The sequence below is a fragment of the Sphingobium sp. WR1 genome (assembly GCF_059693745.1).
This window is the reverse complement of sequence record NZ_JCATID010000012.1, coordinates 25,438-40,633: the sequence shown is the minus strand read 5'-3', so window position 1 is coordinate 40,633 and position 15,196 is coordinate 25,438. Positions and strand designations below refer to the sequence as shown.

Genomic DNA, 15,196 nt, shown 5'->3' with positions numbered 1-15,196 from the left:
GCAGTCAGACCGCTCAAGCGGCAGACAGGATTGAGGCGCCATGATCAACACCCCGCCCGGCTTCCGGCCGATCGGCGATATGGATGAGGTCATGCGTGCCTTTGCACCGGTCTATCTGCGCGCCGAAGCATCCGGCTGCGTGACGCTCGGCTTCCATGTCGGGCCGCAGCATTGCAATCCCGGCGGCAATTGCCATGGCGGCGCCTGGGCCACCATGGCCGATGTGGTGATGGGCCTCAATGTTGGGCTGGCGACGGGTTTTGGCGGCCCCACCGTCTCCATGAGTCTCGACTTCCTTGGCGCAGCCCACACCGGCCAGTGGGTGGAGGGCAACGCACGGCTGCTGCGATCGACGCCCAGGCTGGGCTTTGCCGAATGCTTCTTCACGGCCGATGGCGATCCTGCGCTGCGGGCCAATGCCATTTTCCGGCGAAGATTTCCCAGTCGGCAAATCGAGGAATATTTAGCGCCGGGCTGAACCGCCCGGCCGCAAGACAAGCAGGAGAAGAGGATGGCACGGCTTGCGGGCAAGGTCGCGGTGATCATGGGCGCGACGCGCGCTGGCAATATGGGCCAGGCGATCGCCCGCCGATTCATGGACGAAGGCGCCACGGTGGTCGTGTCGGGGCGCGGACGGGAGGGGCTGGACGACTTCGCCGCCGAAACCGGCGCGACCGCGATCGCGTGCGACATCAGCAGCCGCGAGCAGATCCAGGCGTTGGCCGACAGCGTGTTCACCGATCATGGCGCCATCGACATCGCCGTCAATGCCGCCGCCATCGGCTTCCTAGCGCCGTTCGAGGAGGAGACGGAAGAGCAGATGGATGCCATGCTCTCGATCATCTTCAAGGGCGGCCTGTTCTTCATGCAGGTGATGGTCGGCGCCATGAAACGGGGTCGTGGCGGCGCGATCATCAATATTTCCTCCGCCGTGGCCGACATCATGTCCGACGATCATTGCAGCTATATGGGGGCCAAGGCTGCGCTCAATCATATGACGCGCTTCGTCGCCTATGAATATGGCAAGCATGGCATTCGCGCCAACATTCTGGCGCCGGGTCTGACCATGACACCGATGCTGGGCGACTATGCGGTTCCGGGCATGGTGGAAGCCTATGCCAGGGAATATCCGCTGGGCCGCATCACCACGGTCGAAGATATCGCCAATGCCGCGCTGTTCATGGCGAGCGAGGAATGTTTCATGACCGGCCAAACCTTCCACGTCACCGGCGGCCTGACGCTGCGACGCAATCCGACGACGGAAGAGATCATGGCCTCCATCGCTGCGCATGGCGGCAAGGGATCAGACTGATGATGACCCACGGCCGATCGGATCGCGCGCATTGACTTGCCCGGTGGCCGGAACATGATCGGACGGAAATGCAGACGGGAGTGGATATGGCAGGCAGATTGACCGGCAAGGTGGCCGTCATCACCGGGGGCGGTCAGGGCGTCGGGCTTGGCATCGCACAGGTGTTCGCCCGCGAAGGAGCAAGCGTGCTGATCACCGGCCGCACCGCAAACAAGCTGGAGGTGGCCGTCCAGCAGATTCGGGAAGGTGGCGGCGAGGCGGACTGGATCACCGGCACGGCGGGCGTCCGCGCCGATGCGCAGGCCGTCGCCGCCAGGGCTGTCGAGCGGTTCGGCGGCATCGATATCCTGGTCAACAATGCCCAGACCTCCCGTCCCGGCACGCTGTTCGAGGACACCGACGACGCATTGTTCGCGATGACCATCGAGTCCGGCCTCTACGGCACCTTCCAACAGATGCAGGCGGTGCTGCCCCATATGCGGACGAAGGGCGGTTCGATAATCAATTTCGGTTCCTATGAAGGCATTCATGGGGGAGAGGGCTTCGCCGCCTATGCCGCCACCAAGGAAGCCATTCGTGGCCTGTCTCGCACGGCGGCGCGGGAACTCGGTAAATACAAGATTCGCGTTAACGTGATTTGTCCGGCCGCGCTCAGCCCGATCGCTCAGCAGTGGGTCAAGGACTTTCCCGAAGAAGCGGAAAAGGTGATGAAGCTGGTCGCGCTCGGCTATCTCGGCGACTGCGAGGGCGATATCGGCCCGGCCGCTCTGTTCCTCGCCAGCGACGATAGCCATTATGTGACCGGCCAGACCATCAATGTCGATGGCGGTCAGATGATGCTTTAAGACCGGAGCCTTTCTTTAATCCTCCGCGCCGTCATCCTCGTCCGGATGGACATTTTCCAGCGGGCGGATGTCGGTCGCCAACGCCATGATCCGCGCGCTTTCGTCCTTGGTGACAGGCCGCCCTTTGGGCATCGCGACTGCGGATAATGCGGGATCATTGTGGACATTCTCGTTCGGCCGCATATCCGTCGCCACGGACATGATGATGCGGCTTTCGTTTAAGCTGACTTCGTCGCTCATCACTGGCATCCTCGATCGCTTCGGGCGGCGATGATAATGGCAAGATCGCCCTCTGTCATCCCGCCCCAGCGACAGCGCTGGCCCGGCGGCGGCTGTGCAGGATGACATAAAGCGCCAAGGATATGTTCCGCGCCGATCCAGCTCTTGTCGATAGTCGCGGGGAATTCAGGGTTGGGAAACAAAGGCGTGACCGACGAGCGGGCCGATTCCCTCCACCCCGCCATCGACGGCTAGTTCCACGCCATTGACGAAGCGGGCTTCATCGCTGGCCAGAAACAGGACGGCCTGTGCCACGTCCCAGGCGTCGCCCTCTATGCCAAGCGGCCCGACCTTGCGCCGCGCCTCGCGCATATCGGCCGGAATCTTGCTCATCGCATGGGGCGTCATCACATGGCCGGGCGCGACGGTGTTGACGCGGATGCCCTGACGGCCGTGCAGCACGCCGATCTCCCGCGACAATTGCGCCATGGCTGCCTTCGAAGGACCATAGGCGATCGCGCCCATCGCCCGAATGCCCGCCAACGACGAGATGTTGACGATGACGCCCCCGCCCAGTTTCGCCATTTCCGGCACGGCCGCCTTGCTCATCAGCATCGCGCTGGTGAGGTTGGTGGCCAGCGTGCGATTCCACAGGTCCAGCGTCACCGTCTCCAGCGTCGCCGGAACCGAAATGCCGACATTGTTGACCAGAATGTCCAGCCTTCCGAAATGATCGACCGCAGCGGCCACCAGCCAGGCACAAACCTCTCCGTCGCTGACATCGCCCGCCAAAGCGATGGCTTCTCCACCCTCCGCGACGATGGCATTGGCAGTCGCCGTCGCCCGGTCATCGAACAGGTCGGCACAGATAAGCTTCGCGCCCTCTCGCGCCATGATATAGGCGATGGCGCGACCGATGCCGATATCATCGCCCTCGGCGCCAGCGCCCGTGACGATGGCCACCTTGCCGGCAAGGCGTCCCAGATAGCGCACGGGTTCAGGCATTTGCTCTCTCCAATTCTGGCCGATGGCGACGGACTTGGTGACGAACCGTTTCATCGCATACGGTTATCCCTTATCGATCGCCGACGTTGACAGGTTGATTTTATGCAGATAGCGGCTCTTTTCGATCGGATGTCATGGCTGCAGATTTTGCCCTCATCGCGCTTCCGGGCGCCTATCATAGCAGCGTCGGCGCGCTGACCGACAGTTTCATGCTGGCACGCGATCGTGTCGAGCAACTGTTCGCCGAGCCCGACCATATCCGCATGGAAACAAGACTGCGAATATTGTCGGGCGACGGCGCTCCCGTCCCGCTGAGCGACGGAACGCTCCTGCCCGCCCATGAGACATTCGATGCCGAAGGCCCGTTCGCCTTCATCTGGCTTCCCGCTTTCCAGGCGAACGGGCAGGAGGCTCTGGCGGAGCGCATTGCCGGCGCGCGGCCACTGCTGGAATGGCTTCGCCATCAGGCGGCACGGGGCGCGATATTGGGCGCGAGCGGTGCGGCGTCGACGCTGTTAATGGCGGCAGGCTTCACCACGGGCATATCGGTTCCAGCCGCTCGCGCGCTTCGCCCACTGATCCGCACCATGTTCCCCCGCCAGCCGCTGGAGGAACGGTTCGGCCTCGTCGATCATGGCGATCTGCTGATCGCCAACGGGTTCGCCAACGACCTCAGCCTGATCCTGCGGGTGATGGAGCGTACCTTATCTCCCGACATCGCCCGTTGGCTGACTTCGATCATGGGCCTCGACAATGACGAGGAGAGCCTGCTCGCGCCCGACGCCTTGGTCGCACGGGCGCAGCTCTGGATCGAGCAGCGTTTTACCGCGCCGATCAACATCGCCGAACTGGCGGATCATCTGTCCACCAGTTCCGCCACGCTCAACCGACGGTTCCACAAGACGTTGCGCATGTCGCCCAAGGCCTATGTCAACCAACTGCGCTTTCGCGCCGCCGTGCGGATGCTCGAAAAATCGGCCCGGTCGATCGAGATGATCGCTCAACTGGTCGGCTATTCCGACAGTCGGCTGTTTCGCGCCATGTTCCGCAAGCAGGCCGGGATGACAGCGTCGCAATGGCGCGAAGCCTATCAAGCGGCCAGGGCGAAACCACCGCGCTGAGGAAAGCGGCCGGTCAATGCCTCTCCTCCCGCCTTCAGTGATTGGCACCCACCGCATGGTGCGCCGCAATCCAGGCAAAGATGTAGGACGCGCCGATGCTCGCCCCGGCCGCCGGATAGCAGCGCCCCATGACCGAAGCGGTCGAGTTGCCTGTGGCGTAGAGGCCGGGCAGCACCGATCCATCCTCCTTCAGCACGCGCGCATGTTCATCGGTGACGATGCCGCCCGACGTGCCCACGTCGCCTGGCACCATTTCCATGACATAGAAGGGCGGCTTGTCGATCTTCCCCAGATTGGGATTGGGCTTGACCGTCGGGTCGCCGAACCAATTATCATAGCCGCGCCCACCGCGGTTGAAGTCCAGATCCTTGCCGGTTTCGCAATAGCCGTTGAACTTCTCGACCTCGGCTCTGAGGCCCGCCGGGTCGATACCGGCCTTCGCGGCCAGTTCCTCGATCGTGTCGGCGGTTTTCATCATGCCGCTGTCCAGCCATGACTGCGGCGTCTTGCCCGGCGGATAATAGCCCCAAGCGTAGCGTTTGCGATGGCGGCTGTCGAGGATGACATAGGCGGGCACGTCATTCTGATAGAGCCGCTGCCCATTCTCCATATAGGAGCCGCTCTCATTGAGGATGCGTTTGCCGTGGCGATTGACGATGATGCAGTGCGGCTTGGAAATGTCCGTATTGTGCATGTTCGCCGGGCCGCCTTCGGGCACCATCGTTCCGGGCACCCACCAGGCCTGATCCATCAGGTCGAGCGCGGCGCCATGCCGCTCAGCAATCTGGATCATCTCGCCGGTGTCGCCGGGATTGGCGTTGGTCCATTCAGTCGAGCTGGGCTGCGGGCCATATTGCTTGCGCATCTCTGCATTGTGCGAAAAACCGCCCGCATTGATCAGCACGCCGTCGCGCGCGCCGATGCGCAAGGTCTTGCCCTTGTGATCCGCCATCACGCCGGTGATCCGGCCATTCTCCTCGATCAGTTCGACGATCGCATGTTCGCTGCGCATGTCGATGCCGGCCTTGTCCGCCAGCATGAGCATTCGGCCCTGCAATGCGCCGCCGAAGCTCAGTATCGGCTTGCCCCGTCTCTTGACCAACCACATACGCAGCAGCAACTTCATGCCTTCCCACACGCCCCTGGGCGTGCGGGTGGCGAGGCCGATAATGCCCGCCTTGTCTGTCGGCAGGGGCATCACCATCGGACCCAACCGCAGCTTGTCGAACAGCGGTCCCATCTTGCGCGCGTCCAGCATCGGCGCGCCGATCGACCGACTGCGCGTCACGCCGCCCGGCCGGTCGTCATAATAGTCCGCCCAGCCGTCGGTATGAAGCCATTCCATGCCCTGTTCTTCCAGCCATTTCAGCATCGGCGGGCCGTTGCGCAGATAGGCTTCCTTCCGTTCCGGCGTCGCGCCGGGGCCGGCGTCTTTGCCGATCGTCGCATCCATATAGGTGCGCCCCGCCTCATGGCTGTCCTTGATGCCCTTGCGCGCCAACAGGTGATTGTTGGGCACCCACAGGACCCCGCCGGACATGGCGGTCGACCCGCCGAACTTGTCCGTCTTTTCAAGGATCAGCGGCCTTTTGCCGAGGGAATGGAGATAAAGGGCGGCGGCCATGGACCCGCCACCGGACCCGACGATGACGAAATCGGCGACTTCATCGAACCTACTTTCGTCCATTCAGTCCGCCCCCTCCAAATATTCATGATAGACGCGGTGGAAATTGCTCACTTCCACTTCCTGCACCGGATTGGGACGAACGACGCGGAGGGCCTGGGACTTCATCCCCTTCTGCACCTCCTCCATATTCTGGAAGTCCTGCGCGAGGATCAGGCCCCAGTCGACCAAGCGCCAGTCGTCGCCGCCATCCTCGACCTCCACCTTCGGCTCCTGGCCCGGCGCGAAGCGTTCGAGCACATAGATTTCGAACAGGCATTTGTCGGGATCGTCGCCAAAGGGTCGCGAACGATAGGCGAGCAGGTTGGTCGGCTGTTCGAGGAAGACCATGTTGGGGAAGATATTCCAGTCCGTCCCCGCCGCCATCAACTGTTCCCCGCTGATGTCGGGGAAAGGACGGCCGTTCTTCGCCGCTTCCTCGCGATGGAATTGGGCAAAGGCGCCATAGACCTCGAACGGTGTCGCGCTTTCGGGCAGCTCCATCAGGCGTCGCCCGGCGGCCAGCATCTCCTCGGTGGTCGTCGCCTTCAGCGTGTCCCAGATTTCCTTGTTGAACTCGTAAAGCCCTTTTCGGATGTCGCCGCTCTGATCACTGATCCGCGGGCTGGGCAGGCCGAACAATGCGGTCGGCGCATAGCCGAACATCGCATGGTTCCCGACCGCCTTGCTGTAGGTATAATCATCCTGATAGGCGAGCAACTGGCGGTGCGTCGTCTGCACATGATAGCCTTCCATGAAGGCTTCCTGCGCGGTCTTCCAGTTGCAGGGCATGACGATCTGCTTGCGCCAGGCGTAGCGCATCCTGTCGATCTCGAACGGATCGAGCAGAGTCTTGGCTTCGCCCAGAAACGCCTCCAGGCTTTCGCTGTCAGGGTCCATGTTGATGAAGACCCAGCCGCCCCACAGACCGACCTTCACCGGATGGAGCGTCACGTCCTCATCCTGAAGCAAGTCGCCCCAGTCGTGCCGGTCCACCACATCGGTCGGAGTGCCGTCGAGATTCCATTGCCAGCCATGATATTTACAGTGGAACTTGCCCATGCGGCCGCATCCCGCCGTCAGACGGCGGCCGCGATGGGGGCAGACGTTGAAATAGGCGGCGACCGATCCGTCCTGCTTGCGGACGACCGAGATGGATTCATCGGCGATGTCGTATGTATAGAAATCGCCGGGCTGCGGGATCTCTTCCTCCCGGCAGGCCATCTGCCACACGCGCGGCCACAGATGCTCCTTCTCCAGTCGGACGTAGTCCGGGGAGACATAGGCATCAACCGGCACACGATCCGGCGTCACCACGCCCTTCTCCCGTGCAACCTTGCTCATCTCGTTCATCGTCCTTCCTCTCCTGCGTGGGGGGACTTCAGCTCCTGGCCGGTCCTTGCGGGAAACGCATGTCGAATACCCCTTCGGCGATCCTGTTCAACAGAACTTCGATAGCGCCGCCGGCGATCATCCAGCCGCGCGTGCGCCGCAAACAATATTCGACCAGGCTGTCCTGGCTATAGCCCGCGCCGCCCATGATCTGCATCGCTTCATTGGCGCAGTCGAAACCGGCGCGGTTGCAGGCGACCTTGGCGATCGCGGTTTCCTCCGGCGAGGGCAGGCCGGCATCGGCATTGGCCGCCGCGCGATAGAGCAGCAACTGCGCGGCATCCAGCTTCAGCTTCATTTCCGCGAACTTCCACTGAAGCCCCTGGAACTCGCACAATGCCCTGCCGAACTGCCTGCGCGTCCTGGCATGTTCGACCGCGGCGTTGAAGGCGTAACGGCCCAGCGCCAGACTGCGCGCGGTATTGCCGATCCGTTCGACATTGAAGCCCGACATCTGCTGCTTGAAGCCGCCGGGGCCGAGCAGCACCTTGTCCCTGGGCACATAGACGTTGTCGAAGAATAGCGGATTCCATTCCTCCCCTGACAGGAAGCGGATGGGCTTGCCGAAGGAAAAGCCCTCCTGCCCGCGCTCGATCAGCACCGATCCGATATTGCCGGTGCCGGGGCCAAAGCGCACATAGACCAGAAAGACGGTGGCATGAGTGCCGTGGGTGGTGAAGATCTTCTGCCCGGTGATGCGATAGCCCTCGCCATCGGGCACGGCAGTCGTCGTCAGTTCCGTCACCGCCGATCCGGCATTGGGCTCGGTCATGGCGACCGAAATCAACCCTTCGCCGCGTAGCAAGGGCGCAAGATATTGTTCCTTCTGCCCGTCGCTGGCGAACTGCGCGAAAGTGCGGATGGCGCCAAAATTGCCAGCCTGCACCACGTCGGCCGAGCGAGGGCAGATCGATGCGACCGTCTCGATCGCAATGACCGCGTCCATCAGCGAACCGCCCAGGCCGCCCTTCTCTTCTGGTACGGTGATGCCGATCAGGCCCTGATCGGCCATCATCTTCGCGATTTCCCAGGGATAGTCATCGCTGTGCGCGCGCTCCAACGCACCAGCGGCCAGATACCGCTGGGCGAACGACGCCACGGCATCGCGGAACATGGCCTGTTCTTCCTTCAAATCGAACTGCATCTGCTCACTTTCCCTCATACGGCACAGGCCGCGCATGATTTCCGGCCTTCGGCCTAATCCGCGAGGAGAGCGATGCGAAGATTTGCGCCACATCCTTCACATTCTCGATACCTCTGGCGCCACACCGGCGCTCTCCTTGACAGCCGACGCCCCCCGGTAGCTTGTGAGACGCAATTCCAACCATCACCGCATATTCGCAAAACGGGGTTCGATCATCCTGCCATGACCCAGATAAACGAGAAGATTTCCACGCGCATCGAAGGCGACATCGGGCACATCATCAGCAATAATCCGCCCGTCAACGCTCTGGGTATCGCCGTGCGGCAGGGCCTGATCGAGGCGCTCAGACAACTCAACGAAGCGCCAGCCGTCAAGGCGATCGTGCTGCGCTGCGAGGGCCGCACATTCTTCGCCGGCGCCGACATCACCGAATTCGGCAAGCCGCGCCTTTCCCCGACGCTTCAGAATGTGATCGCCGCGCTGGAAAGCTCACCCAAGCCAGTCGTCGCCGCAATCCACGGCACGGCGCTGGGCGGCGGGCTCGAAACGGCGCTGGCCTGTCACTTCCGCGTGGCGGTGCCATCGGCGAAGGTCGGCCTGCCCGAAATCAATCTCGGCCTGTTTGCAGGCGGCGGCGGCACGCAGCGCCTGCCGCGCCTGATCGGACCGGAAAGAGCGCTGGAATTCGTCCTGTCGGGCAAGCCGGTCAGCGCGGGCCAGGCGCTGGATCTGGGCATTGTCGATGCGGTCGAGGATGGCGAAACCGCCACCGTCGGCACTGCCTTCGCCCGCCGCGTCATCGATGAGAAACTCCCTGCCGTCCCGGTCCGCGACCGTGACGAAAAGCTGGCCGCCACGCGCGCCGACCCGTCCGCCTTCGACGCGCTGGCAAAAAAGCTGACCGCGCGCAGTAAGGGCCAGATCGCGCCACAGGCCAATATCGATTCCGTCCGCCGCTCCTTCACCATGGGGATCGACGAGGCCATGGCCATCGACACGGTCGCCAATCGCGAACTGATGGCAGGCAGCCAGTCCCGCGCCCTGCGCCACCTTTTCTTCGCGGAGCGGGAGGCGGCCCGGATCCCCGGCCTGCCCGAAATCGCCAGGGCGCGCGACGTCAAGAAGGCCGCGATCATCGGCGCGGGCACCATGGGCGGAGGCATCGCCATGTGCTTCGCCGGCGCGGGCATTCCGGTCACGATCATCGACACCACGCAGGAAGCGCTCGATCGCGGCATCGACCGGGTGAAGGCGAACTACGCGACCTCGGTCAAGCGCGGATCGATCACGCAGGAGCAGATGGACCAGCGCCTCGGCCTCATCACTCCGGCTGTCGACCGCGCCGCTGCCGCGGGCGCCGATATCGTGATCGAAGCGGTGTTCGAGGATATGGACGTCAAGAAGGAAATCTTTGCCGATCTCGAAAAGCGAGTGAAGCCGGGCACGGTGCTGGCATCCAACACCTCCGCGCTCGACGTGGATGAGATCGCCTCCGTCCTGGAACGGCCGGAAGATTTCGTCGGTATGCACTTCTTCTCGCCGGCCAATGTCATGAAGCTGCTGGAAGTCGTGGTCGCCGGGAAGACCGGCGCGGACGCCATTCTGACGGCGATGGCCGTGGGCAAGGCGATTGGCAAGATGCCCGTCTATTCGGGCAATTGCGACGGCTTCATCGGCAACCGCATGGTCGCCAAGCGATCGGCGCAGGCCGAACGGCTGCTCCAGCAGGGCGCCCTGCCGCAACAGGTCGACGCCGCGCTCACCAATCTCGGCTTCCCGATGGGGCCGCTCACCACCAACGACATGTCGGGTCTAGACATCGGTTATTCGATCCGCAAGCGGCGCGGCACGCCCTTCCCGATCGCCGACGCCATTGTCGAGAGCGGCCGCCTGGGGCAGAAGACCGGCGCCGGCTATTATCGCTATGAGCCGGGCGACCGCACACCCTATCCGAACCCGGGAACCGAGGCGTTGATCCTCGCTACATCGGAAAGGCTGGGCATCGCACGCCGCGAGATCGCGGAACCGGAGATGGTGGAACGCTTGCTCTTCCCCCTGATCAACGAAGGCGCACGCATATTGGAAGAAGGCATCGCGCTGCGCGCCTCCGACGTCGATCTGGTCTGGATCAACGGCTATGGCTGGCCGCGCCATCTGGGCGGGCCGATGTTCCATGCCGATGAAGCGGGCCTTGCCAACATCGTCGCGCGCCTGCGCGAAATGGCGGCGGAAACCCCTGGCGATCCCTCGCTGCAACCCGCCGGCCTGCTGGTGGAACTAGCGCAAAAGGGGCAAAGCTTTTCCGAATGGCAGAAAAGCAAAACCACGACATAATCCTCAACGATTTTTTGAATGACAGGTTCAGGTTCGGAGACATTCATGAGCACCAACGAAAACGAGTTTCAGCGCGAGATCGACTATAGCGAGTTCGATTTCTTCAGGGTCGAGATTGGCGAGGACGGCGTTGGCGTCGTGACGATGAACGATCCCGAAAAGCTCAATGCCGTCGGTCCCCACAATCATTGGCAGCTGGAGGACATATGGTTGAAGCTGGCGCGCGATGAGCGGATCAAGGTCATCGTGCTGACGGGCGCTGGCCGTGCCTTCTGCGCGGGTGGCGACATCAAGTTGATGGCGAACCGGGCGCAGACCGAATATGGCCTCAAATATGCGCTGCGCGTGCCGATCAATACGCTGCGCATCTGGGACCAGATCCTGATGACCCCGCAGCCGATCATCGCAGCGGTCAATGGCGACGCGATCGGCCTGGGCACCTCGCTCTTCGCCTTCTGCGACATGAGCATCGTGGCCGAGGACGCGAAGCTGGGCGATACCCATGTCCGTGTCGGCCTCGTCACCGGCGACGGCGGCTCGGTGATGTGGCCGCTGCTCGTCGGTCCGCAAAAGGCCAAGGAATATCTGATGCGCGGCAAGCTGCTGGACGGCAAGAAGGCCGAGGAGATCGGCCTGGTCAACCATGCCTTCCCCAAGGAAACGGTGCTGGACGAAGCGCTCCAGATCGCCCGCGAGATCGCGGCCCAGCCCATGTGGGCGGTGCGCTGGTCGAAGGCGGCCGTCAACAAGTGCATCCGCGATCAGGTCAACCTGACCGGCGAACTGTCGATCGCCTATGAAGCGATGACCATGATGACCGCCGACTACAAGGCCGCGACCACGGCCTTCGCCAACAAGGAAAAGCCCGTCTTCAAGGGCTATTGACGCACATGGCGGCCTATCGGAATCATCGGGAGATCCGCACGGTCGCCGCCATCGGCGCCGGGGTCATCGGCGCCGGATGGGTCGCCGCCTTTCTGGGCAGCGGCCGGTCGGTGCGGCTCTTTGATCCCGCCGAGGGCGCCAGCGAGCGCGCCCGCGCGCATGTCGCGGGCGCGTGGGTGCAGTTGGCCGAACTGGACCTCGCCCGTGCCGACGACAACTGGACGAGCCGCCTGACTGTGCATGGCGTGCTGGCGGAAGCCGTGGACGGGGCAGACTTCGTCCAGGAAAGCACGCCCGAACGATCCGAACTCAAGCGGGCGCTCTGCGCGGACCTCGACCGACTGGCGCCGCCCGACATATTGGTCGCCAGCAGCTCATCCAGCCTGCCGATCACCGAATTGCAGGCGGGCCTCGCCAGCGCGTCGCGCTTCGTGCTGGGGCATCCATTCAATCCAGTCCATCTCATTCCACTGGTGGAGGTAGGCGGCGGCGATGCTACCGCGCCCGAAGCGGTGGACACCGCCCTTGCTTTCTACGCATCCATGGGCAAGCGGCCCATCCGCCTCCGCCGCGAGATTTTCGGCCATATCGGCAATCGCCTGACGAGCGCCATGTTCCGCGAGGCCGTACGCCTGGTCGCGGAAGGTTATGCCAGCGTCGAGGATGTCGACAGGGCGATCCGTTTCGGCCCTGCGCTCAAATGGGCGATCCAGGGACAGTTCACCACTTTTCACACCTCTGGCGGCGCGGGTGGCCTGGCAGAATTCCTGCCCAAGTTCGCGCCCGGCATCATCCAGCGCTGGTCGACAATGACCGATCCCCCGCTGGCCGACGAGGCGTTGCAGGCCCTGCTTGTCCGGCAGATGGCAGAGGCGGCGCATGGGCGCAGCGTGGGTGAAATAGCGGCCCATCAGGACGACAGGCTGATGGCCATGCTCAAATTGCTGAGCAACCGGAGGGATGAAGAATAACATCCGATAGTCGGTGAAAAACATCCCTCTAAGCCAACCCCTGCTGGGGCATTATATCGGCGTTCCGGTATAGCTCCAAGATGCCGGTCAGAGGAGAGGATTATGTCCGTGGAAGTGATCAACCGGCCCGATGCCGTGGATCTGAGCGTTGCCGACGTGCATCCGGCCCGCGAACTGGAAAGCTGCAATCATCTGCTGGACAATCATGCAGCGCTGGAAAAATTCTATGACGAGAATGGCTATATCCTGCTGCGCAACGTCTTCGATCAGGAGTCCGTGGCGCTGGCGCGGGGGGAAATGCTCGCCGTAGCCGTCAAGCTTGGCCTGATCGAGCCGGGTGATGAAACCGCGCGGTGGACGGGCAAGCCCCTTCCAGGCAATATGGAAGAAAGCGACATCTATCACGGCATCGCGAAGCGGCTGATCGAACATCCGATCAATCTTGAAGTGATGGAAAAAGTGCTGGGCGAGCCGGCCTGTGCCGTGCCGATCGTGCAATATCGCACCTATCCCCCTAACGGTCCCGTTACGGTGGTGCATCAGGATGGGTTCTACAGTCCCGGCATTCAGGATTACAAACCGGTCTGGATCGTGTTGACCCCCTGCACCCGTGACATGGGCGGCCTTGCCCTCGCCGTCGGGCAGAACAAGCGCGGCTATTTCCACAACGTCGGTAAGCCCTCGCCCTATCCCTTCCCGCGCGACGCGGTGCCGGACGACGCCTGGGCGACCACCGACTATATGCCGGGCGACGTGCTGATCGTGCACCCCTGCACTCCGCATTGCGGTATGCCGAACCGATCGGACCGTCTGCGCATATCCTTTGACTCGCGCGTGCAGTCCGCCGCCAATCCCAGCGCGGTCGCGGCCACGGTGAAAGCGGTGACACCGAATTCGATCACCGTCGATGCCGAAGGGCTGGGCAAACGCACCTTCAGCGTCGATGAAAACAGCTTCATCCGCGTCCTCCACCCCGGCGTGCGGGAGAAGTTCGAGGGTTTCGCCGATTACACCAAGCCAGGGATGCGCCTCGTCGTCGTGCGTGACGGCGACCGTGCAGTCATGCTGCGCAAGGCCGCCGAAGGCTGACGTAAAAAGAAAGGAGGCGGGCCGCAGGGGCTCCGCCTCCTTTTTCGTCTGCCCAACACGGCTGACGAAAATCCGTTTGTCAGGCAGTGGCGGGGTAAACGCCGCGCATCTCGACCAGCCGGGCGAGATGATGGTCGCGATCGCCCAGCAGCGCGTCGATCGCGGTCAGCCGTTTGAAGGCGTGGCCGACCTTATATTCCGCCGTGATGCCGATCGCGCCGTGCATCTGCACCGCTTCCTGACCGATGATCCGCCCCGACTTGCCGATCTGCGCCTTGGCGGCGGATATGTTGCGAGCGCGCTGCTGTGGTTCGATATCGGTCGAAAGCGCCGCGAGGATCGCCATGCTGCGCGACAATTCCAGCTGCATCAGCATTTCGACCGCGCGATGCTGCAACGCCTGGAAACTGCCGATGGCGACGCCGAACTGCCGGCGTGTCTTGAGATAGTCGACCGTCAGGTCGAAGATTTCCGACATCGCGCCCACCGCCTCGGCGATCAGCGCGGCATTCGCGTCCTCGAAAACGCGCGCCAATATCGCCGCGCCCCCGCCCGGCGCGCCGATCAGCGCATCGGCCGGGATCGTCACGCCGGACAGCGCCACCGCCGATACGGGAACCCCGTCATAGCCACGCGCGGCCTCTATCGTCACGCCAAGGGCCTTGGCATCGAGGAGAAAGAGCGAAACCCCCTCCTCCGTCCGCGCACTAACGACCAGCGTGTCGGCACTCTGCCCATGGATGACCGCGATCTTGCGCCCGTCCAGCGTCCAGCCCTCACCCGACCGCGCGGCCCGCAGGCACGCATCCAGCGTATGGCGCGGCAGTCCCTTTTCGTTATGAGCCAGCGCCAGGATACGCTCGCCCGCGACCAGGCCGGGCACGACTCCGGCCCGCTGCTCTGCCGAAGCGCCATGGCGCAGCACGCCGCCCGCCAGCACGACGGTCGCGAAATAAGGTTCGACCATCAGGCCGCGCCCCAGCGCCTCCATGACGATCATCATCTCCACGCCGCCGCCGCCGAAACCGCCATCCTCCTCGGCGAAGGGCAACGCCAGCAGGCCCATCTCCGCCAGACCGGCATAGGCTTCCCGGCTCCAACCCTCGACCGTCCTGAGCGCATGTTCGCGCTGCTGGAAATCATAGGTGTCCGACACGAAGCGCGTGACGGTTTCGCTCATCATTTTCTGTTCGTCAGTCAGTTCGAAGTCCATGGC

At 63.2% G+C, this 15,196-nt stretch carries 14 protein-coding genes; 8 read left to right on the top strand and 6 right to left on the bottom strand.

What is annotated here, in order from left to right; genetic code table 11:
* The first annotated feature begins 40 nt into the window (after positions 1-40).
* The 3 genes from AC58EF_RS14915 to AC58EF_RS14905 all read left to right on the top strand — a co-directional run bounded on the left by AC58EF_RS14915 (position 41) and on the right by AC58EF_RS14905 (position 2,157).
* Entirely contained in the window at positions 41-478 is a 438-nt protein-coding gene (locus tag AC58EF_RS14915; protein ID WP_497277151.1) for a PaaI family thioesterase, read from the top strand.
* 33 nt (positions 479-511) lie between these two features.
* A complete protein-coding gene (locus AC58EF_RS14910; protein WP_497277150.1) occupies positions 512-1,312 on the top strand; it encodes an SDR family NAD(P)-dependent oxidoreductase in 801 nt (266 codons plus the stop codon).
* An 86-nt stretch (positions 1,313-1,398) separates the two neighbouring features.
* On the top strand, positions 1,399-2,157 hold the full coding sequence (locus AC58EF_RS14905; protein ID WP_497277149.1) for an SDR family NAD(P)-dependent oxidoreductase: 759 nt from the start codon (positions 1,399-1,401) through the stop codon (positions 2,155-2,157).
* A 15-nt stretch (positions 2,158-2,172) separates the two neighbouring features.
* Here AC58EF_RS14905 and AC58EF_RS14900 read toward each other — a convergent pair whose 3' ends face one another.
* Together AC58EF_RS14900 and AC58EF_RS14895 are read right to left on the bottom strand one after the other, a co-directional pair.
* Positions 2,173-2,397 (bottom strand): hypothetical protein, encoded by a 225-nt coding sequence (locus AC58EF_RS14900; protein WP_497277148.1) that lies wholly within the window; start codon positions 2,395-2,397, stop codon positions 2,173-2,175.
* Positions 2,398-2,562: 165 nt separating this feature from the next.
* The gene (locus tag AC58EF_RS14895) at positions 2,563-3,381 is read right to left on the bottom strand and encodes an SDR family NAD(P)-dependent oxidoreductase (protein ID WP_497277147.1); all 819 of its coding nucleotides are present in this window, start codon (positions 3,379-3,381) and stop codon (positions 2,563-2,565) included.
* Between the two features lie 134 nt (positions 3,382-3,515).
* Between AC58EF_RS14895 and AC58EF_RS14890 the strand changes: the two genes are divergently transcribed.
* Positions 3,516-4,502: a GlxA family transcriptional regulator gene (locus AC58EF_RS14890; RefSeq protein ID WP_497277146.1), complete on the top strand. Its 987-nt coding sequence runs from the start codon at positions 3,516-3,518 to the stop codon at positions 4,500-4,502.
* A 34-nt stretch (positions 4,503-4,536) separates the two neighbouring features.
* On the opposite strand, the gene AC58EF_RS14885 is transcribed toward AC58EF_RS14890, so the two are convergent.
* Genes AC58EF_RS14885 through AC58EF_RS14875 form a run of 3 tightly spaced genes read right to left on the bottom strand, consistent with a single transcriptional unit; the run spans position 4,537 to position 8,701 of the window.
* Complete coding sequence (locus AC58EF_RS14885; protein ID WP_497277145.1) at positions 4,537-6,189, bottom strand: FAD-binding protein; 1,653 nt, start codon at positions 6,187-6,189, stop codon at positions 4,537-4,539.
* The gene (locus AC58EF_RS14880; protein WP_497277144.1) at positions 6,190-7,518 is read right to left on the bottom strand and encodes an aromatic ring-hydroxylating oxygenase subunit alpha; all 1,329 of its coding nucleotides are present in this window, start codon (positions 7,516-7,518) and stop codon (positions 6,190-6,192) included. It lies immediately after the preceding gene.
* A 28-nt stretch (positions 7,519-7,546) separates the two neighbouring features.
* Positions 7,547-8,701, bottom strand: coding sequence for an acyl-CoA dehydrogenase family protein (locus AC58EF_RS14875; RefSeq protein ID WP_497277143.1), 1,155 nt, complete (start codon positions 8,699-8,701; stop codon positions 7,547-7,549).
* Between the two features lie 222 nt (positions 8,702-8,923).
* Between AC58EF_RS14875 and AC58EF_RS14870 the strand changes: the two genes are divergently transcribed.
* The 4 genes from AC58EF_RS14870 to AC58EF_RS14855 all read left to right on the top strand — a co-directional run bounded on the left by AC58EF_RS14870 (position 8,924) and on the right by AC58EF_RS14855 (position 13,980).
* A complete protein-coding gene (locus AC58EF_RS14870) occupies positions 8,924-11,035 on the top strand; it encodes a 3-hydroxyacyl-CoA dehydrogenase NAD-binding domain-containing protein (protein WP_497277142.1) in 2,112 nt (703 codons plus the stop codon).
* 45 nt (positions 11,036-11,080) lie between these two features.
* Entirely contained in the window at positions 11,081-11,920 is an 840-nt protein-coding gene (locus AC58EF_RS14865; protein ID WP_497277141.1) for an enoyl-CoA hydratase/isomerase family protein, read from the top strand.
* Positions 11,921-11,925: 5 nt separating this feature from the next.
* Positions 11,926-12,891: a 3-hydroxyacyl-CoA dehydrogenase NAD-binding domain-containing protein gene (locus AC58EF_RS14860; RefSeq protein WP_497277140.1), complete on the top strand. Its 966-nt coding sequence runs from the start codon at positions 11,926-11,928 to the stop codon at positions 12,889-12,891.
* 102 nt (positions 12,892-12,993) lie between these two features.
* Positions 12,994-13,980, top strand: a complete 987-nt coding sequence (locus AC58EF_RS14855) for a phytanoyl-CoA dioxygenase family protein (protein ID WP_497277138.1) — start codon at positions 12,994-12,996, stop codon at positions 13,978-13,980.
* 79 nt (positions 13,981-14,059) lie between these two features.
* Here AC58EF_RS14855 and AC58EF_RS14850 read toward each other — a convergent pair whose 3' ends face one another.
* Positions 14,060-15,193, bottom strand: coding sequence for an acyl-CoA dehydrogenase family protein (locus AC58EF_RS14850; protein ID WP_497277137.1), 1,134 nt, complete (start codon positions 15,191-15,193; stop codon positions 14,060-14,062).
* Positions 15,194-15,196 lie beyond the last annotated feature (3 nt).

Excerpts from the sequence above, each read along its gene's own strand:
- AC58EF_RS14915 (WP_497277151.1), top strand. The coding sequence starts at position 41 with ATGATCAACACCCCGCCCGGCTTCCGGCCGATCGGCGATATGGATGAG.
- AC58EF_RS14910 (WP_497277150.1), top strand. The coding sequence starts at position 512 with ATGGCACGGCTTGCGGGCAAGGTCGCGGTGATCATGGGCGCGACGCGC.
- AC58EF_RS14905 (WP_497277149.1), top strand. The coding sequence starts at position 1,399 with ATGGCAGGCAGATTGACCGGCAAGGTGGCCGTCATCACCGGGGGCGGT.
- AC58EF_RS14900 (WP_497277148.1), bottom strand. The coding sequence starts at position 2,397 with ATGAGCGACGAAGTCAGCTTAAACGAAAGCCGCATCATCATGTCCGTG.
- AC58EF_RS14895 (WP_497277147.1), bottom strand. The coding sequence starts at position 3,381 with ATGCCTGAACCCGTGCGCTATCTGGGACGCCTTGCCGGCAAGGTGGCC.
- AC58EF_RS14890 (WP_497277146.1), top strand. The coding sequence starts at position 3,516 with ATGGCTGCAGATTTTGCCCTCATCGCGCTTCCGGGCGCCTATCATAGC.
- AC58EF_RS14885 (WP_497277145.1), bottom strand. The coding sequence starts at position 6,189 with ATGGACGAAAGTAGGTTCGATGAAGTCGCCGATTTCGTCATCGTCGGG.
- AC58EF_RS14880 (WP_497277144.1), bottom strand. The coding sequence starts at position 7,518 with ATGAACGAGATGAGCAAGGTTGCACGGGAGAAGGGCGTGGTGACGCCG.
- AC58EF_RS14875 (WP_497277143.1), bottom strand. The coding sequence starts at position 8,701 with ATGCAGTTCGATTTGAAGGAAGAACAGGCCATGTTCCGCGATGCCGTG.
- AC58EF_RS14870 (WP_497277142.1), top strand. The coding sequence starts at position 8,924 with ATGACCCAGATAAACGAGAAGATTTCCACGCGCATCGAAGGCGACATC.
- AC58EF_RS14865 (WP_497277141.1), top strand. The coding sequence starts at position 11,081 with ATGAGCACCAACGAAAACGAGTTTCAGCGCGAGATCGACTATAGCGAG.
- AC58EF_RS14860 (WP_497277140.1), top strand. The coding sequence starts at position 11,926 with ATGGCGGCCTATCGGAATCATCGGGAGATCCGCACGGTCGCCGCCATC.
- AC58EF_RS14855 (WP_497277138.1), top strand. The coding sequence starts at position 12,994 with ATGTCCGTGGAAGTGATCAACCGGCCCGATGCCGTGGATCTGAGCGTT.
- AC58EF_RS14850 (WP_497277137.1), bottom strand. The coding sequence starts at position 15,193 with ATGGACTTCGAACTGACTGACGAACAGAAAATGATGAGCGAAACCGTC.